The following is a 24803-nucleotide window of genomic DNA, read 5'->3' on the forward strand; positions in this document are numbered from 1 at the left end:
GGACTCCTACGAGGACTCGCGCCTCATCTCCGAGGACCACTCGTCGTAGGCCGTGTACTTCGCGGCGAGGCCCGCGAATGCTCGACTGGTCGCCGCGAACTCGAACACTTGAGCGCGGTACGTGCGCCGCAGCGGCAGATTGAGCTCCTCCAGGCTGGACAGCTCGAGCAACGGCGACACATCCGCATCGAGCAGACGGGTGCCAGGAAGGTCCAGAGACCGAAGCTCCTTCAGCGGCTCGATCCACCGCACGTTCTCAAGGACGACCGGCTTGTCGGATCCGACGTAGCCGCCGTAAGCCAAGTCGCGGAGGTTTCGAAGGGTCGAGATCGGAGAAGGGTCGGTCACTCGGTGCGCTTGTTCGACGGTGAGGGCGATGAGACCGTCGCGGCCACGGATCGCTTCCACAGACTCCAGAGCTGTCGCTCCGCCCAATGCGAGAGTCGCCAGTGCCGGTAGCTGCCCGACCACTCCGATGTCCCGGTACGGCCCCCACTTGAGGTGGAGCGCTTCGAGCTGCGGCTGACCCCTCAGCGAGTCGAGGAGCTCTTGCGGCACGCGTGAGCGGAGGTCGAGAACCGTGATCGGTGTCGGTGACGAGAAGAAGTCGATCCACGCCGCGTAGATACGCCGCCGCTCACCAGGGCTCGCAACCTTGTGATCGAGCTGGGTCGCGGTGACCGCGACGGCGCTCTCTCCTCTGTACTGATCCGGGTGCCACAGCGCGTCGGCGGCATTCCGATTTCGAGAACTATCGCTTCCGCCGAAGATGCGACCGATGAACCCCACATCGCGAGCTTAGGCGCGCGACGGGTCAGAACTCGCTCAGCGCATTCCGCACTGCACGCTCGTGTTCGACAGACGTCCCCGATCGCACGCCGGCCCGGATCCCGGACCGAGTTCGCCTCGACGCACGATCTCGTGTAAAGGTCTAGCTGTGCGATTCCCGATTGAGCAATGGTTGGGGGTGCAGTGGACCGTCGGGGCGGCTGTCCTCGTGGGCGTGACCGCTATCGCTGGAGTCGCGTCGGTGGTGCTGGACGCACCCACCTGGTTGGTGGTGACGTTCGTGGCGAGCACCGGCGCTACCTGAAGCGGCTCGACCGCTGGGCGCGAGGAGGCTGAGGCGTCAAGCTTGTCGTTCCGATAACACAAAGTCGGGACTGCGGACACCTCTGGCCGCTGTGGCGCCATTCGCGGTAGAACGGGCTCATGGAATCCCCGCTGGTGTTGGGGCCGATGCTGCGCTACGTCGATGAGACGTCGGCCAGCATCTGGGTGGAGACGCAAGCCGACTGTCTGGTGAGCGTCCACGCCGAAGGGCGATCGTGGCAGGCCCGCAGCTTCGCCGTGCACGGCCACCATTTCGCCCTCGTCGAAGTCGACCGGCTCGAGCCCGGCAGCGTTTCGCCGTACGAGGTCGAGATCGACGGGGTGTCGGTGTGGCCGGAACCACACTCCGAATATCCACCATCGGTGATCGCCACGCGCGCGCCTGGGCAACGGTCGCGGATCGCCTACGGATCATGCCGTACCAGCGTCCCCCACGACCGGTCAGGCAATCGGACCCACGGCGTCGACTCCTTGCGCGCCTTCGCACTCGCGGTGGCCGACGGCCGCGAGGTCCGACCGGATCTGCTGCTCTTCCTCGGCGATCAGGTGTACGCCGACTCGACCACGAAGGAGATGCAGGAATTCATCCGCGGCCGCCGCGACATTCATGAGGAACCGGGCAAAGAGCTCAAAGACTTCGAAGAGTACGCCCACCTCTACCGATTGGCATGGTCGGATGACGCGAATCGGTGGCTGCTCTCCTGTGTGCCGAGCGCGATGATCTTCGATGACCACGACATCCGCGACGACTGGAACGCCTCGCTCGATTGGAAGAGGAAGATGGAGGCCACCACCTGGTGGCACGAACGCATCGTCGCCGGCTTGGCGTCGTACTGGGTGTACCAGCACCTCGGCAACCTGTCCCCCCGCGAACGTGCCGCTGACAAGATGTGGCAGCAGGTCAGTGGGCGCGACGACGCCGGTTCGCCCGACCTCAGTGCTGCGTTGGACGAGTTCGCCGACCGCTGCGACAAGGACCCGAACAGCTACCGCTGGAGCTACTGCCGAGACTTCGATGGAACGCGTCTGATCGTCCTGGATTCACGAGTCGCGAGAGATCTCACTCCGTCGGCTCGGGGGCTGCTGAACGGTCATGAGCTCGCGTGGTTCGACGACCATATGCAGGGTGGATTCCGCGACGTCCTGATCGCCACCTCGCTCCCGTTCCTCTTGCCGTTGGGTCTGCACCATGTCGAGGCATGGGATGAGGCGATCGCACAGGGGGCTTGGGGCCGACTGGCCGCGTGGGTCGGGGAACGACTGCGGCAGGCCTTCGACCTGGAACACTGGGCGGCGTTCCAGAACAGCTTTCAGGCTGTTGCCGGGATTGCGACGGAGCTGGCAGACGGTGCCCGCGGTCCGTCGCCGCAGACGGTGATGTTCCTGTCCGGTGATGTGCACTTCTCGTACCTGGCCGAGGTCGAACGCCAGACGGGCAGCCGCATCGTGCAGGCAGTGTGCTCACCTGTGCGGAACCCCTTGCCCCGCTTCCTGCGTTGGTTCTCCGTGGTGATGTCTTACGGCGCAGCGACGCCGCTGGGTGCCGCAGCCGCGCGTTCTGCGAAGGTTCCCGACCCGCCCTTCCGCTGGAAGACAGTGAAGGGTCCGTGGTTCGACAACAACCTCGCGCTGCTGCAGGACGCACCCGATGGACTCACCATGACCTGGCACAAGGGTGTGGTCGAGGACGGTGACGAATTGCATCCGCGTCTCGAAGAGGTGGCATCCATCACGGTGCCGACGAAGCGAGACTCCGAACTGTCGTCCTGAGTGAATGACGGCGCACCGCCCGTGGGCCGACGTCTCAGAGGTCCGCAGGCTCCTGGACCGTCAGCGACGTACGGTCCGCTGCCTATGCACAGGCTCACGCTGGGAGCTCGTCGCTATTGGCGGGCCATTGCGATGCGCACTCGCTCGTCCGGGTCGATCAGGTGATCGTGGTCGTCGCCGCCGAGGTCGATCTGCACCCAGTTGATGCGGCCGCGGAAACGGCTGGTCTGCGGTGTGTAGTCGTCGCTCACTGGTGTGCCCGACTCGTAGCCGATGTCCGTTGTCTCGTCGGCTGAGAAAACCATCGGTTGGGTCACGTCGACGCGGCCGGTGCCGACCGGGGTGCCGTCGTAGTAGAGGGTGACGTCACCGCCTTTCGCGAGACCGCCGCCGTCGTATGCGAACTCCGCCCGCACCTGGTGGGTGCCCGGGGTGACCGCACGGTCGGCTGCGATCGTGAAGCGGCGGATGCCGAGCGTGTTGTAGACGAAGCGGGCGGCACCGTCGAGAAGGTACAGGCTCCATCCTCCGAACCGGCCTCCCTGCGCGATGATGACACCCTGTCCGCCGTCTTCGGGGACGTCGAGCTCGGCGGTGATGGAGAAGGATCGATTCTTGATGCTGACGACGCTGTTCTCCGAAAGTCGGCCCATGCCGGGAAAGAACAGCTGCGAGTCGCCGCGGATGAGAGTCGGTCGCCCCGCCATCCCGGGGTCGAGGCGCTCGGCGGTGCGGTCGTCGAGGGGCAGCACGTTGTACTTGACCGCCTCGATCAGCCAGAGCCGTTGCAGTTGATGCAGTTTCTCGGGGTGCTCTCCCGCCAGATCCCGTGCCTGGCTGTAGTCCGTCGTCCGTCGTAGAGCTCCCAGACGTCGTCGTCGAAAGCCGGCAGTGCGCCTCCCACCATGACCCAGGGTGTCCGGTGCTTGGTGACGGCGCTCCATCCCTGGTGGTAGATGCCGCGGTTGCCGAACATCTCGAAGTACTGCAGGTCGTGCGCCTCGGGGGCGTCGGCGTCCTCGAAGGCGTACAGCATGCTGCGGCCCTCCATGGGCGACTGCTGCACGCCGTTGACCTGTGTCGGCTCGGGAAGCCCGGCCGCCTCGAGAATCGTCGGCGCGATGTCGATGACGTGGGTGAACTGGGACCGCATGCCGCCCTTGTCGTGGATCGCCCGCGGCCAGTGCACGATCGTGCCGTTGCGGGTGCCACCCCAGTGCGAGGCGACCTGCTTGGTCCACTGGAACGGGGTGTCCATCGCCCACGCCCAGCCGACGGCGTAGTGGTTGTAGGAGGTCGGCGAGCCGAACTCCGCCATCTTGGATCGCATGAACTCGGGTGTCTCGAGCGCGGCCATGCCGTTGAAGTTCGCCATCTCGTTGAAGGCGCCGTTGACCGTGCCCTCCGCCGACGCGCCGTTGTCGCCGATGATGTAGTAGACGAGGGTGTCGTCGAGGATCCCGAGATCTTCGACCGCGTCGAGGACTCTGCCGACGTGATGGTCGGTGTGCTCGAGGAACCCCGCGTACACCTCCATCTCGCGCTCGAGCACGGGCTTCAGATCGTCGGGCATGTCGGCCCACGCCGGGATCTCGCCATGCCGCGGGGTCAGTTCAGCGTCGGCCGGGATGACGCCGAGCTCCTTCTGGCGCGCGAAGGTCTTCTCGCGCTGCGCGTCCCATCCGTCGGCGAACTCACCCTTGTAGCTGTCTGCCCATTCGGTCGGCACGTGATGTGGTGCGTGAGTGGCCCCCGGCGCGAAGTAGACGAAGAAGGGCTTGTCGGGAGCCAGTGCCTTCTGTGTGCGGATCCAGCCGATTGCCCGATCGGCGAGATCCTCGGTGAGGTGGTAGCCCTCCTCCGGTGTCGCGGGCGGTTCGACGGGCGTCGTGCCCTCGTACAGTGCGGGCTCCCACTGGTTGTTCTCGCCGCCGATGAAGCCGTAGAACGTCTCAAACCCGCCACCCCCCGACGGCCACGCGTCGAACGGGCCTATCGGCGAGGACTGCCACACAGGCACCTCATGGCACTTCCCGAATTGGGCAGTCGAGTAGCCGTTGAGCTTCAGCGTCATCGCGAGCGGCGCCTTCGTATTGGGTCGCAGCGAGCTGTTTCCCGGCGCCGAGGTCGCGGTCTCGGTGATGCTGCCCATCCCCACCGAGTGATGGTTGCGGCCGGTCAGCAGCGCCTGCCGCGTCGGCGCGCACAGGGCTGTCGTGTGAAAGCGGTTGAATCGGAGGCCGCCGGTCGCGAGTCTCTCCGCGACCGGCGTGCGGCACGGCCCACCGAACACGCTCGAGGCGCCGAACCCCACATCGTCCAGAAGGATGACCAGCACATTCGGCGCGCCCTCGGGTGGAAGAAGCGGCTCGATCGGCGGATACGAGGTGGCGGGGTCCTTCGCGTCGTAGGTAGTCAACCCGGGCCGCGGCCGGTCAGGAATCGGGATCATCGTGCGGGCATGGCGATCGACAGTCATAGTCTTCCTCCTCAGGTCCCCAAGGCGCACGCTATCGCACCCCTCCGCGCACACATCAGCCCATCTGCGTGAACTGATGCCGGCGTACTCTCGCCGAAGGCGGATACATCCGCCGATGCCGAGCGACTATCCCAGCCGTCACCAGCGCTGCTCCGGCCGATGAGCAGGCCGATGCACGCGAGCGGTGCCGCTTTCGCTCGTCGCCCGCGAGGGCACCGGCTTGCGTTCGCCGCGACAACGGGGTGAAGAGGTAGCGGCTGCTGCACGCCGGTAGAGTCGCACCCGAGTGTCTCGCTCAACACAAGCTGCAATGGCCGACAGCCATGCACAAGATCTGTGGGCGATGAGGTTCTCCGCTGCCGCACAGTCAACGAACAAAGGCCCCAAGATCCGCGTAATTACGCGGTTCCTGGGGCCCTGTTCTGTGACAGCGGTACGTGGAGATGGGGGGAATCGAACCCCCGTCCATCGCTGAGTAACTGCGGTTTCTCCGGGCGCAGTCTGTGAAAGCGTTCTACTCGGCTCCGACCTTTGTCACAGACACCTAAGTCGACGAGCCCATCCTGATAAGAGTCCCGCGTGACGCTCAGGCGACGTCACGCAGCAAGATCCCTAGATGACGCCAATACCCGTGACGGGATCAGTCACGGATTGACGGCGTCGGGCTCGCTGCTCAGGCAGCGAGGGCGAACGCGGACTGCTTCTTTTCGGCAGTTATTGGTTTGCAAGGAGCGTTTACGAGATAACCCTGCATCCTCGGCCCGCTTCACGCAGATTCACAGGCGATGTCGAAACCGATCATCCCCGTGTCCTCGAATCGAGGTGGTTCCTTCTCGCGAAGGGCCGCTGTCACACTGTGGAGTTGCCAATACCCGGGCGCCGAAGCATCCGAGCACATCAGGATACAACGGATGCCGCTCCCCCGCCATTCCCGGAGGAGATGGTGGCCTCTCGGCACGTGGCGGACAGTGCCTGGTTGTCAAGGCCCGTGCGAGACCGCGCCGGTGGTGGTCGGCTGAGGCCACCCACCTAAGGAGTGAGATCGAGATGTCGCAGAACACCCCCCTGCAGCGCGCCAAGCAGCCCCGGTCGGCTCTCGCCGGACCCTACGGGCACCCCTTCCACCCCATCCTCGTGACCATCCCGATCGGCGCATGGGTGGCGAGCCTCGTCTTCGACATCATCGGGCTGGTCTATGACGACCCCGCGCCGTACGTGCAGGGCGCCTGGGTGCTCATCGTCATCGGCCTCATCGGCGCCGTGCTCGCCGCGATCTGGGGCTTCCTCGACTATCTGCAGCTCGGCCGCGGCACAGACGCCCGGAAGACCGCCACGATCCACATGGCGCTGAACCTCGGCGTCACGGTGCTGTACCTCATCAACCTCCTCGTGCGGCTGTCGGCCGACGACCACGACGAGGTCAGCACCGTCGGATTCATCCTCAGCATCGCAGGCCTGGCAGCCCTCGGCGTGTCGGGATGGCTCGGCGGCAAGCTCGCCTATCACTACGGTGTGCGGGTGGCGGACGAGCGCACGCAGATGGAGGGCTTCCGCTGAATCCGGCGCCGCGTCACGACCTGAGCGAGGCGGCCGGCGACCCGCGGCCCTGGGACAACATGATCGCCGTCAGACCGACGGCGGTCGCTCCGAGCGCCACGCGAACCCGGCGCGATCGCCAAACCACCGGTCACGGGGCTCGCCGACGACGGAGAGTCGAATACTGTGCCCGTCGTCACGTCGGCGCCCTCGCCACGCAGCTCCACGTTGTCCATCAGCCACCCCGCCATCCCGTCGTAGACGGGCGGCGCGAAGCGATGCACCGTACTCGCTGTGGGCGGCGGCGGCGAGCGCGCGCACCTGGCCTTCGTGCGATACGTCGGTCGGCACGACCAGTGCCACTGCGCCCAGCGCACGGCACTCCTCCGCGACGGTCTCGAGGGCGTCCTTGCTGCGGGACGCGAGCACGAGCCGCGCGCCCTTCTTGGCGTACATCCGCGCCGTCTCGCGGCCGATGCCGCTCGATGCGCCCGTGATGACCACGACGGGCGCGGCTGCGCCGTTCATGGCGCTTCGGGTGACGAGCGACCGGGGAGGTTGAGCTCGTCGGGATCGACGTCGACGTCTCCCGCATCGTCAGGGCCGCCCGTGCCGGGGACAGCCCGCACGTCGCCGGGATCGATGTCGGCATCGACCGTGTCGGGCAGAGGATCGGCCTGCTTCTCCTGCGTCTCGCTCTCACTTGCGGGGCTGTAGCTCATGTCCTTGCGCAGCGACTCCTGCTCCGACAGCGGGCTCAGCCGCGACTCGGCGGGCCGTGATGACGCGGCGTCGGGATTCTCGTGTTGCGGGTCCATGCAGCGACGGTAGGCGGCATCCGTTCCTGCGGTCCTCCCCCTTGACATCCCCGCGCCGCGCAGGCCAAGTGGCGATGATGCTACGGCCGCGCTGCACCCACGGAGCCCGCCGCACGCGGCGACAGGTCGGGAAGCGCCCCGATGCCGAACTGATGGCGCAGCGCGCTCAGCGCGGCGAACCAGCCGGGCAGGCCCGTGACACCAGGACCGGGTGCCGCGGACGCGGACGCCAGGTAGACGCCGGGAATCGGCGTACGCCAGGGGTCGGGGCTCAGCACCGGGCGACGAACGAGCTGCCACAAGCTGGGAGCGCCGGCCGCGATGTCACCGCCCGGATAGTTCGGGTTGTGCCGCTCGACCTCGCGCGCGGTGCGTGAGCTCACCGCGAGGATCGTGTCCCGGAAGCCGGGGGCGAACCTCTCGATCTGCGCGGTGACCGCTTCGCGTCGGTCGACGGCACTTCCGGCGGGCACGTGGGTGTACGTCCACAGCGTGTGCTTGCCGGCCGGGGCTCGAGTGGTGTCGAACAGCGAGGGCTGCGAGACCAGCACGTAGGGGCGTTCGGGCAGGCGGCCGCGGCTCACCTGGTTCTCGGCATCCGCCACCTCGGCACGCGTGCCGCCCAGGTGGACTGTGCCCGCGCGACGCAGCTCGGGGTGCGTCCACGGGACGGGGTCGCTGAGCGCGAAGTCGACCTTGGCAACACCGTCGCCGTACCGGAAGCGCTGCAGCGCGCGTCGGTAGCGGGCAGGGATCGTGTCGCCGGCCAGCCGGATGAGCGCCTTGGGTGTCACGTCGAGGAGCGTGACGGTGGCGTCGGGGAGCGCCGCGAGTGAGGTCACCTCGTGGTCGACGACGAGTTCGCCGCCGTGCGCACGCAGGTCGTCGACCATCGCCTCGATGATCGCCTGGCTGCCGCCGATCGGGATCGGCCAGCCGCGCGCGTGGGCATAGGCGGTGAGCGCGAGTCCCGCGCCGGCGGCGGGGACGCTCGGCATCGACAGGATGGTGTGCGCGGCGACCCCGGTCAGCATGGCGGGAGCGACGTCTTGGCGGAAGCGCAAATTCCACGCGGGGCTCCCCTGCTCGAGCGCGCGCAGGCCGAACGACAGCGCCGTCGGGATGTCGCTCGGAACGCGCACCAGCGACGACCCGGTGAATTCCGCGACGCGCGTCGAGTGATCGACGAGCGGACGCATCAGCTGCGCGTAGGCGAGCGCGTCCGGGCCGAGCGCCTCCGCCGTGCGCCCGAGATCCCGGTATGCGACACCCGCATGGCGTTCGTCGAGCGGGTGCGCGAACGATACGTCGGGCGTCACGAACTCCACGCGCTCGCGCAGACCGAACTCGCGGAAGAACCGCGACTCGAACGCCATCGGGTGCACCGCCGAGCACACGTCGTGGTGGAACCCCGGCAGCGTCAACTCCCGCGTGGCCGCCCCGCCCCCCGCCTGATCGGCGCGTTCGTACACCCGCACGCGCAACCCGGCGCGGGCGAGGGTCACAGCTGCGGCGAGACCGTTGGGGCCTGCTCCCACCACGACGGCATCGAGATCGCCGCCGCCGCGCCTGGGGCGTGTGTTCACGGTGACGGTGCCTCGGTTCCGGCGGCTTCGCTCCCCGCGGGCTGGCCCCCGGTGGGCTGGGCTCCGGCGGGCTTGCTCCCGGCGGGCTTGGCTCCGGTCGGCTCGACGCCGTTGCGTGGCGGCTTCGGCGCGGTGTCGGATGCCGCGTCCGCCGCGGCGCCACCGGGATCCGGAGTGTCGGCAGCGAGGGGCTCAGACTCCCCCGCGCCGGCGAGGGGGTTCCAGGAGTCCTCGAGGTCGAGCGGCCGTCCTGTCGCGTCGGCTTGCTCCACGCCGTCGGTGCTCGTGACCGGAGCAGGCTCTGACCCCGTGGCTTTGCCGGCCATCGCATCCTCCGTTCCGCCGCTGCCGGACACGGCGTCGGCGAGTTCGTCTCCCTGCAGTTTGGCAGCATCGGTCGGGTCGATACTCGCCGTAGCGCCCGCAGCGCCGGGAGCCCCGGCATCCGTGTGATGCTCCTCGCCGGTATCGGCCATCTCCTTCTCGGCCGTCGTCGCCTCGCGGCGGTCGGCGGCTCGTCCTTCGGCGAGGTACGCGAGCCGGTGCAGGGTCTCGTCGTTGCGCCAGTGCAGGGGGATGTCGAGCAGCTGGGCCGGGATGAAGCGGCCCGGCCCTGCGATCGCCTCCTCCTGGATGCGCACGACGCAATCGTCTCCGCGCGTCTTGACGTCGAGGGTCACGCGGGCCTCGCCGATCGGCCAGCCGCGCGCCCGCATCACCATCATCCGCGACGGGATGAACTCCTCGACGACCGTCTTGTCGTCGATGAGCGCCGGCCAGACTCCGAACGAGTGATGCAGCTCGGCGCCCGCCATCGGCCACGTCTCGTCGACCTCGCGCATACGAGACGCCCCGACGACCCACGACGGATACAGCCATCCGTCGCTCAGCACCTCGAACACGTCCTCGGGTGTGCAGTGCAGCACCCTCACATTGCGGGACATGGGCTCCCCCTCGATCTCGGGTTCTATCGATGGGTTCGACGCTAGACCGCGCTCCCGGCGTGCTGGAGCGGGTTGCGTCGAGGCCTGGCCTGTGGCAGGACCGCCACGGGCTCGCCCGCCGCGCACCGCTGCGGCGCCTGCCGGTTCCGGTCAGGCGAACCCGAGTTCGCCGCGGACGATCGAGTCGCCCGAGTGCGTGGGATCGCCGTCGGCGGGTTCCTGTGAGACGTCGACGAGCACGTATTCGCTCAGGTCGATGTCGTCGGGCACGGGAAAGACCCCGGTGCTGCCCTCGAGCACGCCCAGGCTCACGAGCGCCGACGCATCTTCGGTGATCAGCCAGACCTCGCGGAATCCGTCGCTCGGCTCCCCGTCGTCGAGGTCGACCTCGACCTGCCTCGCGCCGTCCGCCTTCTCCACGACCACCGCCGTGCCCGACGCATCGGGATGGTCGGGGAACGCATCCAGGGTCGCCGCCGCGATCTCGACCGGCTGCGTCTCACGCACCAGCGTCCACGTGCCGACGACAGCGACGATCAGCGCGATGCTCGCCGCGAGAGCGAACACGACTCTGATGCCGCGCCTCCTCCGCGCGGGCGCCGCAGCTGCGGGGGCTTCTTCGTCGGCCGCGACGGGTGCCGCGGCCTCCGCCCGCTCAGTCTCGCCCGCGGTCGGCATCCCGCCAGCGGTCGGCATCCCGCCCGTGGTCGACGTCATGCCCGTGGCGCCGAGGCCCAGCTCGTCGGCGATGCCCGCCCACACGCGCTCCGGCGGCGCCTCGAGGTCGCCCACCGTGACCGTCGAGCGGCCGACGATCACGGTGTACTCCAGTTCGGCGAGCTCCAGCGCGCACTCGTCGCACGCGTCGAGGTGCGCCCGCTCCTCGTCGGTCGCCGGCTCGCCGAGCGCGATCAGGGACAGGCGGTCGGCATCAAGGTGCGGCATGGCCCACCTCCAATCGGCTGCGCATACGGGTGAGACTTCGCCTGATGTGGCTCTTCACGGTACCGAGCGGCATGCCCAGTCGCTCGGAGATCTGCTCGTGAGTGAGATCGTCGTAGAACGCCAGTCGTACCACGCGCCGGGCGTCCGGCTCGAGCCGGTCGATCTCGTCGGCGAGCAGCAGCCGGTCGCCCAGGTCGACCTCCGCGCCCACGACATCGTCCGGCGTGGTGAACCGCTGCAGTTCGGTCTGCAGCGCCCTCACCCGCGTGCGGGCCTCCAACGTGTCGGCGATGCGACGCCGGGTGATGGCGATCAGCCACGTCGAGAGCTTCGCCTTCGTCGGGTCGAATCGCTCCCGCGAGGTCCATGCCGAGACGAAGGTCTTCTGCGTGACATCCTCGGCGTCGCCGCGATCGCCCACGAAACGCAGCGCCATGGTGAACACGACCGGCGACCACCGACGGTAGATCTCCTCGAGTGCGCGTTCGTCGCCGCCTCGGAAGCGATCGCTCAGCTCCCGCTCGTGCGCGTCATCCACGCTACGTCCTCTCGTCCTCGTCCTCGCCATGACCGGCATCGTCGCCGGCTCAGGGAAGCGGGGTCGCCATGGCGACCACGTTATCCGCGTATCGGCCCGTCGTGGAGTCGAACGCCCCACCACAGGTGATGAGCACGAGGGCCTTCGTGCCCGCGCGCGCGAACAGCTCCGCGACCGGAAGGTCCGCCTTGGGAAAGTAGGTGACGGACGCGATGGCATAGCGGTGCGTCGTGCCGGCGGCATCCGCCACCTCCACGACGTCGCCGGCGACCAGCTCGCGGAGCCGGCTGAACGGCCCGATCGGATACCCGGGAGCGTCGACGTGTGCGGAGATCACGACGTTGCCGTCGGCGCTCGTCGGATCGGACCCGAACCGGTACCAGCCGGCGACGGCCGGGTCGATGGGCAGTTCCATGAATCCGCCCTGCTCGACCCCGACGGGCACCACCGGAACCTCGACACCGAGCGAGGCGGCGACCACCCGCACCGGCGGCTGTGGGGTGCGCGCCGGTGTCGGAGTGGCCGCCGCGACCGGCACCTCGACCACCGGAGTGGGGGTCGGCGTGGGGATCGCCGTGGTGGTCGGTGCCGTCACAGACGGACTGCTCTCGGGTCGCTCCGAGCCGCACCCCGCCAGCACGAGCACGACCGCAAGGGCGGCCAGCGCCCCTGCGGTCGTCCTCGCCATGCCGCAGATCCTCAGCGGTTCGCCCGCGCCCGGACGACGACGACAGCGGATGCCGCGACCGCCGTCGCGAGCGTCAGCCCGGCGACCAGGAACATGGCCTGCATCATCGCGTCGCGTTCGGCCAGCTGACCGCCCGTGCCCGAGTTGACCCCGTCGGGAGCCGAGTGCAGCCCCGAGACCGTCTGGACGGCGACCGCCAAGCTCTCCTCTTCCAGGCTGCCCCACGCGTAGACGATGGTGAGAGCACCCTCCTGGACCGTGACATCGGTCGGCCCCAGAACAGGGTCGGTCGTCCCCGCGGCCGCGACGGACGCTGAGATCGTCCCCGCGGCGAGGTTCAGACTGGCCTCGTTGGGATTGACGAGGTCTTCGACGACCGGGGTGCCGCCGGCCAGGACGTCGACGGCGGGGGCCGCCGCGACGTGGCGAACGGTCAGGCGCCCCTCCCCTGCGGCGGTGCTCGAGGTGTCGTTGACGAACGGTGTGAGCGTCGGCTGGCCCGCCTCGTTCAGGTGCGCGACCGCGGTGTAGTTCGTGCCGGCGGCGAGCGTCAGGGTTGCTGGTCCGAGCACCGGGGCGCTGGCATCCGCAGCATCCGGAGCGGTGAGCGCGACCTCGTAGTCGCCGGCCGGGAGGTCGAGCGGGCCGGCGAGATCGCCGGGCTGGAAGTCGTCGAGTGTCAGCTCGCCGTTGACGTACACGTCGACGGGCGTCTCTGGGATGCCGTGTAGTACCGAGAGCACGGCGCCGTCTGCAGTGCTGGCACTGGCGGGCGCGACCATCAGACCGAGGCCTGCGACGGCCCCGGCGGCGATGGCCGCGAGAATCTTGTTTCGCACGGTGGTCCTCCTTCGTCGGGGCGGCCGGTCGCCGCCCATCGGAAAGTAATTCCCTCCGAGGAGTGCATTTGGATGCACCCGAATGAAGATGTCTCTGATCTTGACCCCGCGGTGCGTAGAGTCGGCGTCATGAGCGATGTCGTCATCACGGTCCGCGGGGAGCACGAGACCCGCATCGCCCCCGAACGCGCCATCGCGCACCTCACGATCCGCGCGGAGGGTCCCGAGCGCGGCACTGTCGTCGAGCGCATGGCCGCGTTCACCGAGCCGGTGCGCGATGACCTCGCCGCCCGCAAGTCGGCGGGCACGATCGTCGAGTGGACGAGCCAGCGCGTGTCGGTGTGGTCGGAGCGACCCTGGAATCCCGAGGGCAGGCGTCTCGCCCCCGTGCACCATGCCAGCGTCGATTTCTCCGTCACCTTCGCGGACTTCGCCGTGCTGTCGTGGTGGGCCGGTGAGGTCGCCGAGCGCGAGGGCGTCCAACTCGGCTGGATCGAGTGGAAGCTGACGCCCGAGACACGGGCGCGGACGGAACGGGATGTCGCGACTCAGGCCGTGGGCGTGGCCGTAGCTCGCGCGACGGCGTACGCCGGAGCCCTCGGCCTCACCGACGTCACCGCGCTCGAACTCGCAGACCTGGGACTGCTCGCACGCCAGGACCGGCCCGAGATGGCGCCGGCGGGGCGCATGCTGGTCGCGAAGGCGTCCTTCGCGGGCGACGCGGCGGGCGCGGGACCCGCGGTGCAGCTCCAGCCCGAAGACATCGTCATCTCCGCCGCCGTCGAGGCGCGCTTCGCCGCCCGATGAGCGAGCGCCGTTAGGCTCGTTCCCTGAGCCTCTCGAAGGGCGCTTCGACAAGCTCAGCGACCGGGCATCGCAAGGCGCTTCGACAAGCTCAGCGACCGGTCGGGGCGCGCGCGATGCGTGCCGGGGACTGAATCGGGCTAGTCGCCGAGGCGGTTGCGCGAGCGCATGGCGCGCTCGGCCTCGCGCTTGTCCTCACGCTCACGGATCGTCTGGCGCTTCTCGAACTCGCGCTTGCCCTTGGCGACCGCGATCTCGACCTTCGCGCGACCGTCCGAGAAGTAGAGCTTCAGGGGAATCAGCGTGTAGCCGCCCGCCGAGATGGCGTGCGAGAGCTTGACGATCTCCTCCTTGTGCAGGAGCAGCTTGCGCGTGCGCTTGGACGAGTGATTCGTCCAGTGTCCCTGCGAATACTCGGGGATGTGCACGGCGTCGAGGTAGGCCTCGCCGTTGTCGATGTACGCGTAGCCGTCCGAGAGGTTCGCACGGCCTTCGCGCAGCGACTTCACCTCGGTGCCGGTCAGCACGAGGCCGGCCTCGTACGTCTTCTCGATCGCGTACTCGTGGCGCGCGCGACGATTGGTCGCCACGACCTTCTCCCCGCGTTCCCTGGGCATGATGTCTCCTCGTCGAAGCCGTGCGGCCGGCTCCTGAGCGTCCGGCCCGTCCGTGAGCAGGTCCTGGGCGCACGGCAGCCTGTCAGTCTACCCCCGCGACGGCGCGGGATCTCACGCGCGCAGCCATCTCCGGATCGCGAAGCCGGCGGACAGCGCCGCCAGTGCCACACCGATCAGGATCAGGACCGGCACGACGATCCACGCGTCGCCGATGTCCACCCAGGTCGTCACGAAGTCGACGCGGTTGCGCAGATACTGGTCGACGCCGAAATGCACTCCGGCGATCACGGCGGCGCTCGCGAGAATCGATCCGAGCAAGGCCGCGAACACGCCCTCGAGGATGAACGGGGTCTGGATGAACCGGTTGGATGCCCCGACCAGCCGCATGATCCCCAGCTCCCGTCTTCGCGCGTAGGCCGACAGACGGATCGTCGTCGCGATGAGGAGTACGGCGGCGATGAGCATGAGAACCGCGATGCCGACGGCGATGTAGGTCGCGACGGTGAGGGCCGAGAAGAGCGGATCGAGGTACTGCATCTGGTCGTTCACCAGTTCGACCCCCTGCATGCCGCTGAACGCCTCGATGATGACGTCGGACTGCTCGGGGTCGACGAGCGTGATGCGGAACGTCTCGTTGACCTGGTCGGCCGTGATCACACTGGCGTTCTCTTCGCCGGCGATCTGCAGCAGCTCGTCGTACGCCTGCTGGTGATCGAGGAATGTCAGTTCGCGGATGAGCGGTGCGAGCGCGCTGCCCTCGAGCTTGGCGCGCACCTCTTCCACCTGCTCGGGCGTCGCCTCGCCGTTCGAGCACGTCGCCGGTGTCGAGATGGTCGTGCACATGTACACGGCGACCTGCGCGCGCTCCACCCAGAAGTCGCGCATCGTGCCGATCTGCATCTGCATGAGGATCGCCGCGCCGACGAAGGTCAGCGACACGAATGTGACGAGCACCACCGAGACGACCATCGACAGGTTGCGGCGGAGGCCCGTGAAGGCCTCCGACATGATGAGTCCGAACCTCATGAGGTGGGCCCCACTTCGTCGTCGGGGTCGGTCTCACCGAGGCCCAGCCGGTCGGCGAGGCCGAGTTCTTCTACGTCCAGTTCGACCAGGTCGACGACGGGGATCGGCTGCGTGTGCGGCGGCGCGGGCTGCGGAGGCACGGATGCCGCGGCCTCCGGCTCGATCGGCACCGCCGGCACGCTGGGCTCGGAGGCCGACTGATCGAGTGCCTCGGCCTTCCGGAACTCGTCGGCGGCGAGCGCTGCGACGGTGGCCGCCTCGACTGCGGCAGCGGCGGCGACCGCGACGCCCGGAGACACCGTCTCCGTCTCGCCGGCGATCGACTCATCTTCGGCCACGGCCGTGGGGTCGAGCCCCGCGGCGGCGGCGATCGCGGCTTCGCGCTGCACCTCGAGCACCGCGGTGAGGGCGGCGACTGCGGCGGCACCGCGCTCCGGCTCGGGCGCCAGGCTCGGGAGTCCCGACCGGTCGCCGTAGCCGCCGCGCCGCTCGTCGCGGACCATCTCACCGTGGCGCAGCTCGATCACGCGTCGCTGCATCTGGTCGACGAAGCCGGCCTCGTGCGTGGCCATGACGACGGTCGTGCCGCCGGCGTTGATGCGCGAGAGCAGCTGCATGATGTCGATGGAGGTGGCGGGGTCGAGGTTTCCGGTCGGCTCGTCGGCGAGGAGGATCTGCGGGCGGTTGACCAGCGCGCGGGCGATGGCGACGCGCTGCTGCTCACCACCCGAAAGCTCGTGGGGGAATCTCTTCTCCTTGCCGGCGAGGCCGACGAGGGCGAGCACCTCGGGAACGGCCTGCTGGATGAACGCACGGGAGGAGCCGATCACCTGCAGCGTGAACGCGACGTTCTGGAAGACCGTCTTGGTGGGCAGCAGCCGGAAGTCCTGGAAGACGGCGCCGATGTGCCGGCGGAAGTACGGCACCTTGCGGTTCGACAGCGTCCGTAGGTCGCGGCCGAGCACGACCACTCGGCCCTCCGACGGCGTCTCCTCGCGGAGGATCAACCGCAGACACGACGACTTGCCGGATCCGGAGGCGCCGACGAGGAAGACGAACTCCCCGCGTAACACCTCGAATTCGACATCACTCAGGGCGGGTTTGGAAGTGCCTCGAAAGCGCTTCGTGACGTTCTCGAACCGGATCATGGCCTAACGAGCCTATGCGGCCGCCGCGTCACCGTGTCCAGCGACACTCACGGCTGCGGCATCCGCCCTTCGCATGCTCAGGGACCGGCTGGATCAGTCGTCGACGTCTTTGCGCTTGCGCCAGCGGATGCCGGCCGAGATGAAGCCGTCGAGGTCACCGTCGAAGACCACAGCGGGGTTTCCGACCTCGTGGCCGGTGCGGAGGTCCTTCACGAGCTGCTGGCCGTAGAGGAAGTACGAGCGCATTTGATCGCCCCAGCTCGCGGTGATGACGCCGGCGAGCTCCTTCTTCTTCGCCGCCTCCTCCTCGCGCTGCAGCAGCATCAGACGCGTCTGCAGCACGCGCATGGCGGCGGCGCGGTTCTGGATCTGCGACTTCTCGTTCTGCATCGACACGACGATCCCCGACGGGATGTGCGTGAGGCGCACGGCGGAGTCGGTCGTGTTGACCGACTGGCCACCGGGACCGGACGAGCGGAAGACATCGACCCGCAGATCCCCTTCGGGGATCTCGACCTCGACGGCCTCCTCCATCACCGGGATGACCTCGACCGCCGCGAACGACGTCTGCCGCTTGTCGGCGGAGCCGAACGGGCTGATGCGCGCGAGACGGTGGGTGCCGGCCTCGACCGAGAGCGTGCCGTAGGCATACGGGGCGTCGACCTCGAACGTCGCGGACTTGATGCCCGCGCCCTCCGCATAGGAGGTGTCCATGAGCTTCACGGGGTACTTGTGCCGCTCTGCCCAGCGCAGGTACATGCGCAGCAGCATCTCGGCGAAGTCGGTGGCGTCGTCGCCGCCCGCGCCGGAGCGGATCGTGACGACGGCGGAGCGCTCGTCGTACTCGCCGTCGAGGAGCGTCTGCACCTCGAGCTGGCTGACGATGTCTTCCAGCTCGGCGATCTCGCGACGCGCCTCTTCGGCGGCATCCTCGTCGTCCATCTCGTTGGCCAGCTCGATCAGCACGTCGAGATCGTCGAGACGCTGCTCGACGTCGGTCACGCGCTTGAGCTCGGACTGGCGATGGCTCAGGGCGCTGGTGACCTTCTGCGCCTTCTCGACGTCGTCCCACAGATTGGGGGCACCGGCCTCCTCGCTGAGACGCGCGATGTCTTTCGTGAGTGCCTCGACGTCGACCACGGCCTTGATGTCGGCGAACGTGGAGCGCAGGGCCTGGATATCGGCGGAGGGATCGAAGTCGAGCATGACAGTCCAGACTAACGTGGAAGCGATGAGCGATCACGCCGACTCCGCCAGCGCGCGGGACGTGCTGTGGCGGTTCGGCCCCATGGTCTACGGCCCCACCCTGCTCTTCGCTCTCGGCGAGGGTGCCGTCATCCCGTTGATCCCGGTCATCGCGGCGCAGCTCGGAGCGGATGTCCCGACGGCCGCTCTCGTCGCATCGGCGCTCGTCGTGGGTCAGCTGTGCGGCAACATCCCCGCCGGCTGGGCGGTCGCCCGCATCGGCGAACGCCTCACGATGGCGATCGCCGGCTTCCTCTCCCTCGGTGGCATCGTGGGCATGGCATTCGCGCCGTCGCTCGGCATCTTCGCCATCGCGGTGTTCCTCATCGGGTTCTGCGCGGCGGCCTTCGGGCTCGCACGCCACTCCTTCATGACCACGCGCGTGCCGCTGTCGTTCCGCGCCCGCGCGCTGTCGCTGCTGGGCGGCACCTTCCGCCTCGGAATGTTCATCGGCCCCTTCGTCGCCGCCGCCCTGCTCGCCCTCCTCGGCGACGAGCACGCGACGATCTGGTTCTTCGGCGGCTGCCTCGTGGCGACGATCCTGCTGGTGCTCCTGGGGCCCGACCCCGAGAAGCAGCTGCTCGCTCCCTCCGCATCCGCCCGCGCGGACGTCGACACCGAAGACACGGGCGAGCCTGTCACCGGTTCGATCCCGCTGCGACGGTCCCAGCGATCGGGCTCCCCCACGGCGAGCGCGAGATCGGACCCCGGCACAGGCGTGGTGCGCACGATGTGGCGCCACCGCCGCGTGCTGTCGACGCTCGGGCTGGCCGCGGCATCCCTCTCCGCCGTCCGCTCTGCGCGCCAGGTCGTGCTGCCGCTGTGGGGCGTGTCGATCGGACTCGACGCGCAGACGATCGCGCTCGTGGTCGGCATCTCGGGTGCGATCGACTTCGCGCTGTTCTACGCGAGCGGCCAGGTGATGGACCGCTTCGGGCGACTGTGGGCGGCCCTGCCCGCGATGATCCTGATGGGCGCGGGGTTCATCGCCCTCGCCTTCACGCACGACCTCCCGCAGGCGGCGATGTGGTTCGCCATGTTCGCCGCCGTGCTCGGGGTGGGCAACGGCCTCTCGAGCGGCATCCTGCTCACCCTCGGCGCCGACGTCGCTCCGCAGTCGGATCCGGCCGCCTTCCTGGGGTCGTGGCGCACGCTCACGGACGCCGGCGGCGCAGTCGCACCCCTGCTGGTCTCAGCCATCGCCGCGGTGGGCTCGCTCGCCGTCGCGACGGGAGTGATGGGCGCCGTCGGGCTGCTGGGCGCTCTGGCCTTCGTGCGCTGGGTGCCGAGGTACGTGCCGCGGACGCGGGCATGACCGAAGTGGTGCGATTCTGCCGCAGCCGCAACGGCGGCCGGCGGTGCACGCGCCCCCTGGGCCACGCGGGTCTGCATCGCCATCGCACGGTCATGTGGGCGGATGCCGCGGCCGACCCCGCACTCTGTTCAGGCTCCGGCGAGCCCGGCACGCCCGCCGCTCCGCTCGCCGACGGCTTCCCGGACGGGCGCGCGATGTGCCCGGTGTGTCACCGTTTCGTCCCGCTCGATGCGGACGCCCGGCTCGTCCGCCACGACACGACGGACGAGAGCGAGACGGATGCCGAGACCCGGCGCCGTCAGGAGTGGTTCAACGTCCACGGCTGGTAGGGACGCCGTCTTCCTGTGCCTGCGTCAGACCCAGGCTCGGCGAACCGCCTCCGCGCCCAACTGCATGCGCGTGGTGACGCCGGCGGTGTCCATGAGCTCGGCGATCCGGCGCTGCACCGTCCGCAGCGAGATCCCGAGCTGCGCGGCGGCCGCGGCATCCGTCACGCCCATGAGAAGCAGGTGCAGCAGGTCGTGGTCGATGTCATCGGTCGTGGGCGGCGCCGCGGTCGGGAGGAACTCGGTGGCGGCGCGCCAGTAGTCCTCGAAGATCGAGCTCACGAGGTCGAGCAGGCCGCTCGGGTGGATGAGCAGCGCACCGAAACCGCGGTCCTCACCCTGCGAGTGCATGGGCACCAGCGCCATCTGATCGTCGGCGATGAACATCCGCGTGGGCAGTGCCGGAAGCACGCGGATCTCCTCTCCGATCTGGGCCATCTCCCGCGCCGCTGCAAGGAACCCCGGCCGCTCGAGCACCGCGTTCTCGACGATCACGCGGTAGCGCACCCCACGGGCGAGCGCCCGGTCCTCCTCGATGTTGTCCTCGCCGCTGAGCAGGGCGATCTCGTGCAGCACGAGCACGCGCACCTGCTCGATCGACGCGGCCTGCAGCTGCGCGACCCGCTGCCGCACGGCGTCGTCGCCGATCACGACGTCGACCACGTCGGCGACGCTGCGGCGCTCGACGGATCGCCGGTACAGGTCGCTCAGCTCGACGAGCGCCTCGTGCGCGCGGGTCAGCCCCCGCTCCCGCTCGAGCAGCAGCGGGCGCAGGGAGATCGACGGCGGGGACGCGACGAACCGGTCGCTGCTCGATGCCTGTCTCGCCAGCAGACCGAGCCGTTCCAGCTCAGCGGCCATCGGGCGCACGCGCGGCAGCGACATGCTGAGGGCCGCCGCGATCTCGGCCATCGATGCCGACGGCTGCTGCAGCACGCACCGGTACACAGCGGTGTGTGCCTCGTCGAGACCCAGCGCGTCAAGCACGGTGACCTTCCCCATGTCGACCATCGTCACCCGCCGAGCCTGGCGGATGGTGGCCATGGCATTTCTCCGCCACCACTTTAGGCACACGGCCGACGAAGGTGGGCAGTACGGAATCCCCAACCGAGAGGCTCGCGCATGTCACGACCCCACCCCTCCGGACGCCGCCTGCGTCCGATCGTCGCCGCCACGAGCGGCATCGCGATCGCGATCGCAGGCGTCGGCCTCGCCACCCTGCCGGCTGCGGCATCGCCCGCCCCTGAGGTCTCCCCCGCCTCAGCCACGCCCGATGCAGCCGCCGTCAGCAGCCACACCGTCACCCTCCTCACCGGCGACCACGTGACGGTCACGGACCTGTCGGACGGGACCCACGCCGTCTCGGTCGACACCGCCGTCGAGGGTGCCGGTATCCGCACGTACGAAACGGCCGGCGACCTCCACGTCGTACCCGACGCCGCGATGCCGTACCTGGCAGCGGGCGCGCTCGACGAGGACCTGTTCAACGTCTCGCTGCTCATCGACTACGGCTACGACGACGCGTCGGTGGACGCTACCCCGGTCATCGTCGAGCAGGATGCCGGATCCGCCCGCTCCTTCGCCGCCCCGGTGCCCGGGCTCGAGGTGCAGACGGCGCTCGAGAGCATCGGCGCTTCGGCCGCGACCATCGGCCACGACGCGGCGGCTTCCGCATGGCAGACATTGACCGCACCGACCGCGCGCAGCTTCTCGGCGCCGCCCGCGCTCGCCGGAGGCATCGAGGCGATCCACCTCGACGGCAAGGTGCAGGCCACGCTCGACTCGAGCGTCGGCTACATCGACGCACCCGAGGCATGGGCCGACGGCTACACCGGCGCAGGCGTCACGGTGGCGGTGCTCGACACCGGCTACGACGACACCCACCCCGACCTCGAGGGCCGCGTGCTCGACGGCTCGAAGAGCTTCGTACCCGGTGAAGAGGTCGCCGCCGATCCGAACGGCCACGGCACCCACGTCGCCTCGACGATCGCCGGCACGGGCGCCGCGAGCGACGGCACCCACCGCGGCGTCGCCGACGGCGCGCAGCTGCTGGTCGGAAAGGTGCTCGACGCCAGCGGCTGGGGCCAGGACTCGTGGATCATCGACGCGATGGAGTGGGCCGGCCAGAACGCCCCGATCGTGTCGATGAGCCTCGGATCCCCCGTGCCGTCCGACGGCAAGGACCTCATGGCCGAGTCGCTCGACCAGATCGCCGAGCAGACCGGCGCCCTCTTCGTCGTCGCCGCGGGCAATGCCGGTGCGGCCGAGACGATCGGCGCACCGGGGTCGGCCGAAGAGGCGTTCACCGTCGGCTCGGTCGACGACCCGTCCGGCGCACTGTCGTGGTTCACGAGCCAGGGACCGCTCTCCCGTTCGGGCGCGCTGAAGCCCGACGTCACCGGTCCGGGCAACGACGTCACCGCGGCACGTTCGGCCGACTCCGGTGGCGAGGGCGCATACATCGGGATGAGCGGCACGTCGATGGCGACGCCGCACGTGGCGGGAGCCGCCGCGATCCTCCTCGGCGCGAACCCGGACTACACCACCGACCAGCTGAAGGCGGCCATCGCGAGCACCGCTGTCGACGTCGGCTACACCGCGTACCAGGGCGGCTCGGGCGTCATCGACGTCGATGCCGCGCTCGAGGCGCCCGTCGTGGCGTCGGGCTCGGGCGACTTCGGCATGCTGATGTGGGGCGAGGAGCCGACCCCGGTCGAGCGCACCGTCGAGTACACGAACCGGACGGATGCCGAGATCACCGTCGCCCTCACCGCGACGCTCGGCGACACCACGCCGGGCGCCGGCGGCCCGTCGGCGGGCATCGCGTTCGACGCGCTGACGCTCGACACAGACTCGCTCACGATCCCGGCCGGTGAGACCGGCTCGGCGACGTTGACGGTCGACCCGGCGAGGGTGCCCGCGGGCACGCAGCTATCGGGCGTGCTGATCGGGTCCGTCGACGGGGAACCCGTGACGCGGACCGCGCTCGGCACCATCGCGGAGGCGGAGCGCTACGACCTCACGATCACGGCCACCGACTTCGACGGCAACCCGACCACGGCGTACGCGATGCTGTACGACCCGGCGACCCAGTGGGCGGAGCCCGTGCTCGTCGACGGCGAGACCACGCTGCGGCTCATGAAGGGCGACTACACGGTCATGTCGTTCATGGAGCTCGCGCGCACGCCCGACACCATCGCAACCGTGCTGGTCGGAGAGCCCACGCTCGAACTGGACCAGAACCGCTCGGTCGCGCTCGACGCCCGTACCGCCGAGCAGATCACGGTCGACGTCGGTCAGGAGGGGCTCGACCCCGTCTTCCGCAGGATGGACGTGACGGTCGACGACTTCGGCGCGAGCGTGATGATGCCCGTCTGGACGGATGAGATGTGGGCGCAGCCGCAGACCGTCGACGATGCCGGCTTCGGCTTCACGACGCGGTGGCGCCTGCAGACGCCGCTGCTGACGCTCAAGGTGGGCAAGCAGCCGCTCGACCTCATCGAGCAGATCGGGTCCACACTCCTCGACGGCTCGTTCAAGGCGACCGCGGTGGACGCGGGCAAGGGCAGCGTCGAAGAGTTCGCCGCCGCGGGTGCCGCCGGCAAGATCGCCGTGGTGACCCGGTCCGCGGAGGTCTCGGCATCCCAGCGGGCAGCCAACGCCGCCGCCGCTGGAGCGAAGCTGCTTGTCGTCGTGAACGACGGCGACGGCGAGTTCAACGAGTGGGTGGGATCCGAGGACTACACGACGGATGTCGGCATCCCGGTCGCCGGGATCAGCGGCGTCGAAGGCCGTCAGCTGCTCGCTCAGCTGGTGACCAAGAAGGTGACGATCGCGGCCGTCGGGGTTCCGACCTCGGATGTCGTGTACGACATCGCCGAGTTCGGCGACGGCGAGATCCCGTCGGACCTCTCGTACGTGCACACCGGGGACGACCTCGCCCGCATCGACACGCGCTTCCACGGCCAGACGGAGGAGATCGGCGAGTTCCGCTACGACTTCGTGCCCGGTGCGGAGTACGGCAGCGGCTTCCCGATGCGCACGCAGCGCGGGACCGAGCGGGCTGAGTGGGTCAACACCGACGGGCTCCGCTGGTACCAGAGCCTGGGGATCTCGTCGGTCCGCTGGGAGATGCGCGACATCATGCGCACCTACGAGCCGGGCGAGCGCACCGAGGCAGAGTACTACGGCGGCATCGTGCGCCCGTACGTCGGGACCGGGTACTGGGTGCCCAATCTCGTATCCGACTACGCCCAGATCAACATCCCGAGCTGGGCGGACGGCGGCGACTCCGGGCACACCGGCGCGTTCGACACGTGGAGCGAGCCGTCGACGGTGCAGCAGCTGACCGACGTCTACCTCGACGGCGAGCTGATCCGCCAGACCGAGCATCAGGGTGCGAACGTGTTCGACCTGCCCGACGGCGAGCACGACTGGCGCGTGGTGAGCACCGCGACCCACGACGGATCGCACCTGGCCGGATCCACGAAGACCGTCAGCGACTGGACGTTCCGCGCCACCGGCAAGCTGGGCGATTGGGAGTACCGGCTGCTCCCCCTGATCCAGGCGTACTACGACGTCGACGTGAACGCGCAGAACCTCGTCGGCGAAGGCCGCAAGAAGGGCTCGGGCGTCACGCTGGGCCTGGAGCTCGGCCACGTCGCGGGCACCTCGCCCGCCGGCGCGATCACCGACGCCACGCTCGAGGCCCGCACCGCGGGCGGCGACTGGGCGCCGGTGGCCCTGGCCTCTGCTGAGACGGATGCCCCGACCGGCGCGGTCGAGCACGACGGTGGCATCTTCGTCGAGTCCCGCGCCTGGGTCAGCGGACTCTCCGCCCAGATCCCGGTGCCCGACAAGGGCGGCTGGGTCGACCTGCGGGTGACCGCAACGGATGCCGAGGGCAACACGTTCTCGCAGGAGATCGAGCGCGCGTTCGAGGCCACCCCGGCCAAGGGCGTCCGCTAAGCGCAGCGCACCACGAAGGGCTCCGACGCACCCGCGTCGGAGCCCTTCGTGCTGCGCCCGCGGCGCGAAGCCGCCTCCGACGGTCGGGCGATGTTCAT

At 69.2% G+C, this 24803-nt stretch carries 20 protein-coding genes, 1 other RNA gene and 1 pseudogene; 6 read left to right on the plus strand and 16 right to left on the minus strand.

Annotation, left to right across the window (positions count from 1 at the left end):
- Positions 1-6: 6 nt before the first annotated feature.
- Complete coding sequence (locus B2K11_RS06745; RefSeq protein WP_163617453.1) at positions 7-789, minus strand: hypothetical protein; 783 nt, start codon at positions 787-789, stop codon at positions 7-9.
- An 816-nt stretch (positions 790-1605) separates the two neighbouring features.
- Between B2K11_RS06745 and B2K11_RS06750 the strand changes: the two genes are divergently transcribed.
- Positions 1606-2883, plus strand: coding sequence for an alkaline phosphatase D family protein (locus B2K11_RS06750; RefSeq protein WP_345770758.1), 1278 nt, complete (start codon positions 1606-1608; stop codon positions 2881-2883).
- A gap of 113 nt (positions 2884-2996) precedes the next feature.
- On the opposite strand, the pseudogene B2K11_RS06755 reads toward B2K11_RS06750, so the two are convergent.
- Both B2K11_RS06755 and ssrA read right to left on the minus strand, forming a co-directional pair.
- Positions 2997-5362: pseudogene (locus B2K11_RS06755) on the minus strand (arylsulfatase).
- A 435-nt stretch (positions 5363-5797) separates the two neighbouring features.
- Positions 5798-6168, minus strand: a transfer-messenger RNA (tmRNA) gene (gene ssrA, locus B2K11_RS06760).
- A 241-nt stretch (positions 6169-6409) separates the two neighbouring features.
- Between ssrA and B2K11_RS06765 the strand changes: the two genes are divergently transcribed.
- Positions 6410-6919, plus strand: a complete 510-nt coding sequence (locus tag B2K11_RS06765; protein WP_163617455.1) for a DUF2231 domain-containing protein — start codon at positions 6410-6412, stop codon at positions 6917-6919.
- A gap of 69 nt (positions 6920-6988) precedes the next feature.
- Here B2K11_RS06765 and B2K11_RS06770 read toward each other — a convergent pair whose 3' ends face one another.
- The 8 genes from B2K11_RS06770 to B2K11_RS06805 form a co-directional block, all read right to left on the minus strand.
- On the minus strand, positions 6989-7426 hold the full coding sequence (locus B2K11_RS06770; protein ID WP_163617456.1) for an SDR family NAD(P)-dependent oxidoreductase: 438 nt from the start codon (positions 7424-7426) through the stop codon (positions 6989-6991).
- Positions 7423-7716, minus strand: a complete 294-nt coding sequence (locus B2K11_RS06775) for a hypothetical protein (protein WP_163617457.1) — start codon at positions 7714-7716, stop codon at positions 7423-7425. The genes B2K11_RS06770 and B2K11_RS06775 overlap by 4 nt, the downstream gene beginning before the upstream one ends.
- An 80-nt stretch (positions 7717-7796) precedes the next feature.
- On the minus strand, positions 7797-9302 hold the full coding sequence (locus B2K11_RS06780; RefSeq protein WP_163617458.1) for an NAD(P)/FAD-dependent oxidoreductase: 1506 nt from the start codon (positions 9300-9302) through the stop codon (positions 7797-7799).
- Positions 9299-10246: an SRPBCC family protein gene (locus tag B2K11_RS20815; RefSeq protein WP_345770759.1), complete on the minus strand. Its 948-nt coding sequence runs from the start codon at positions 10244-10246 to the stop codon at positions 9299-9301. The genes B2K11_RS06780 and B2K11_RS20815 overlap by 4 nt, the downstream gene beginning before the upstream one ends.
- Positions 10247-10396: 150 nt before the next feature.
- Positions 10397-11191 carry an anti-sigma factor gene (locus tag B2K11_RS06790; RefSeq protein WP_163617459.1) on the minus strand — a complete coding sequence of 265 codons (795 nt, stop codon included), beginning with the start codon at positions 11189-11191 and terminating at the stop codon, positions 10397-10399.
- Positions 11178-11729, minus strand: a complete 552-nt coding sequence (locus B2K11_RS06795) for a sigma-70 family RNA polymerase sigma factor (protein WP_239525780.1) — start codon at positions 11727-11729, stop codon at positions 11178-11180. Before B2K11_RS06795 ends, B2K11_RS06790 begins: the two co-directional genes overlap by 14 nt.
- Positions 11730-11778: 49 nt before the next feature.
- Positions 11779-12417: a class F sortase gene (locus B2K11_RS06800; RefSeq protein ID WP_163617461.1), complete on the minus strand. Its 639-nt coding sequence runs from the start codon at positions 12415-12417 to the stop codon at positions 11779-11781.
- Between the two features lie 11 nt (positions 12418-12428).
- Positions 12429-13256 carry a DUF4397 domain-containing protein gene (locus B2K11_RS06805; protein ID WP_239525790.1) on the minus strand — a complete coding sequence of 276 codons (828 nt, stop codon included), beginning with the start codon at positions 13254-13256 and terminating at the stop codon, positions 12429-12431.
- 129 nt (positions 13257-13385) lie between these two features.
- Here B2K11_RS06805 and B2K11_RS06810 point away from each other — a divergent pair, with 129 nt between their 5' ends.
- Entirely contained in the window at positions 13386-14063 is a 678-nt protein-coding gene (locus tag B2K11_RS06810; RefSeq protein ID WP_163617462.1) for an SIMPL domain-containing protein, read from the plus strand.
- A gap of 137 nt (positions 14064-14200) precedes the next feature.
- Here B2K11_RS06810 and smpB read toward each other — a convergent pair whose 3' ends face one another.
- From smpB to prfB, 4 genes are all read right to left on the minus strand, one after another.
- Entirely contained in the window at positions 14201-14677 is a 477-nt protein-coding gene (smpB, locus tag B2K11_RS06815; RefSeq protein WP_163617463.1) for an SsrA-binding protein SmpB, read from the minus strand.
- 111 nt (positions 14678-14788) lie between these two features.
- Positions 14789-15703, minus strand: a complete 915-nt coding sequence (ftsX, locus tag B2K11_RS06820) for a permease-like cell division protein FtsX (RefSeq protein WP_163617464.1) — start codon at positions 15701-15703, stop codon at positions 14789-14791.
- Complete coding sequence (ftsE, locus tag B2K11_RS06825; protein WP_163617465.1) at positions 15700-16851, minus strand: cell division ATP-binding protein FtsE; 1152 nt, start codon at positions 16849-16851, stop codon at positions 15700-15702. The genes ftsX and ftsE overlap by 4 nt, the downstream gene beginning before the upstream one ends.
- A 93-nt stretch (positions 16852-16944) precedes the next feature.
- A complete protein-coding gene (prfB, locus tag B2K11_RS06830) occupies positions 16945-18057 on the minus strand; it encodes a peptide chain release factor 2 (protein ID WP_163617466.1) in 1113 nt (370 codons plus the stop codon).
- A gap of 25 nt (positions 18058-18082) precedes the next feature.
- On the opposite strand from prfB, the gene B2K11_RS06835 reads away from it, so the two are divergent.
- On the plus strand, positions 18083-19411 hold the full coding sequence (locus B2K11_RS06835; protein ID WP_163617467.1) for an MFS transporter: 1329 nt from the start codon (positions 18083-18085) through the stop codon (positions 19409-19411).
- A complete protein-coding gene (locus B2K11_RS06840; RefSeq protein WP_163617468.1) occupies positions 19408-19740 on the plus strand; it encodes a hypothetical protein in 333 nt (110 codons plus the stop codon). The genes B2K11_RS06835 and B2K11_RS06840 overlap by 4 nt, the downstream gene beginning before the upstream one ends.
- A gap of 24 nt (positions 19741-19764) precedes the next feature.
- On the opposite strand, the gene B2K11_RS06845 is transcribed toward B2K11_RS06840, so the two are convergent.
- On the minus strand, positions 19765-20781 hold the full coding sequence (locus B2K11_RS06845; RefSeq protein WP_239525792.1) for a MarR family transcriptional regulator: 1017 nt from the start codon (positions 20779-20781) through the stop codon (positions 19765-19767).
- A 78-nt stretch (positions 20782-20859) separates the two neighbouring features.
- Between B2K11_RS06845 and B2K11_RS06850 the strand changes: the two genes are divergently transcribed.
- On the plus strand, positions 20860-24705 hold the full coding sequence (locus B2K11_RS06850; RefSeq protein WP_163617469.1) for a S8 family serine peptidase: 3846 nt from the start codon (positions 20860-20862) through the stop codon (positions 24703-24705).
- Positions 24706-24803: the final 98 nt, after the last annotated feature.

The sequence above is a fragment of the Microbacterium sp. B35-30 genome (assembly GCF_010634855.1).
Classification (GTDB): domain Bacteria; phylum Actinomycetota; class Actinomycetes; order Actinomycetales; family Microbacteriaceae; genus Microbacterium.

What these genes read in the sequence shown, in the direction of transcription:
- B2K11_RS06765 (WP_163617455.1), top strand. Translation starts at nt 6,410, where the DNA reads ATGTCGCAGAACACCCCCCTGCAGCGCGCCAAGCAGCCCCGGTCGGCT.
- B2K11_RS06770 (WP_163617456.1), bottom strand. Translation starts at nt 7,426, where the DNA reads ATGAACGGCGCAGCCGCGCCCGTCGTGGTCATCACGGGCGCATCGAGC.
- B2K11_RS06775 (WP_163617457.1), bottom strand. Translation starts at nt 7,716, where the DNA reads ATGGACCCGCAACACGAGAATCCCGACGCCGCGTCATCACGGCCCGCC.
- B2K11_RS20815 (WP_345770759.1), bottom strand. Translation starts at nt 10,246, where the DNA reads ATGTCCCGCAATGTGAGGGTGCTGCACTGCACACCCGAGGACGTGTTC.
- B2K11_RS06790 (WP_163617459.1), bottom strand. Translation starts at nt 11,191, where the DNA reads ATGCCGCACCTTGATGCCGACCGCCTGTCCCTGATCGCGCTCGGCGAG.
- B2K11_RS06800 (WP_163617461.1), bottom strand. Translation starts at nt 12,417, where the DNA reads ATGGCGAGGACGACCGCAGGGGCGCTGGCCGCCCTTGCGGTCGTGCTC.
- B2K11_RS06810 (WP_163617462.1), top strand. Translation starts at nt 13,386, where the DNA reads ATGAGCGATGTCGTCATCACGGTCCGCGGGGAGCACGAGACCCGCATC.
- smpB (WP_163617463.1), bottom strand. Translation starts at nt 14,677, where the DNA reads ATGCCCAGGGAACGCGGGGAGAAGGTCGTGGCGACCAATCGTCGCGCG.
- ftsX (WP_163617464.1), bottom strand. Translation starts at nt 15,703, where the DNA reads ATGAGGTTCGGACTCATCATGTCGGAGGCCTTCACGGGCCTCCGCCGC.
- ftsE (WP_163617465.1), bottom strand. Translation starts at nt 16,851, where the DNA reads ATGATCCGGTTCGAGAACGTCACGAAGCGCTTTCGAGGCACTTCCAAA.
- prfB (WP_163617466.1), bottom strand. Translation starts at nt 18,057, where the DNA reads ATGCTCGACTTCGATCCCTCCGCCGATATCCAGGCCCTGCGCTCCACG.
- B2K11_RS06835 (WP_163617467.1), top strand. Translation starts at nt 18,083, where the DNA reads ATGAGCGATCACGCCGACTCCGCCAGCGCGCGGGACGTGCTGTGGCGG.
- B2K11_RS06840 (WP_163617468.1), top strand. Translation starts at nt 19,408, where the DNA reads ATGACCGAAGTGGTGCGATTCTGCCGCAGCCGCAACGGCGGCCGGCGG.
- B2K11_RS06845 (WP_239525792.1), bottom strand. Translation starts at nt 20,781, where the DNA reads ATGGCCACCATCCGCCAGGCTCGGCGGGTGACGATGGTCGACATGGGG.
- B2K11_RS06850 (WP_163617469.1), top strand. Translation starts at nt 20,860, where the DNA reads ATGTCACGACCCCACCCCTCCGGACGCCGCCTGCGTCCGATCGTCGCC.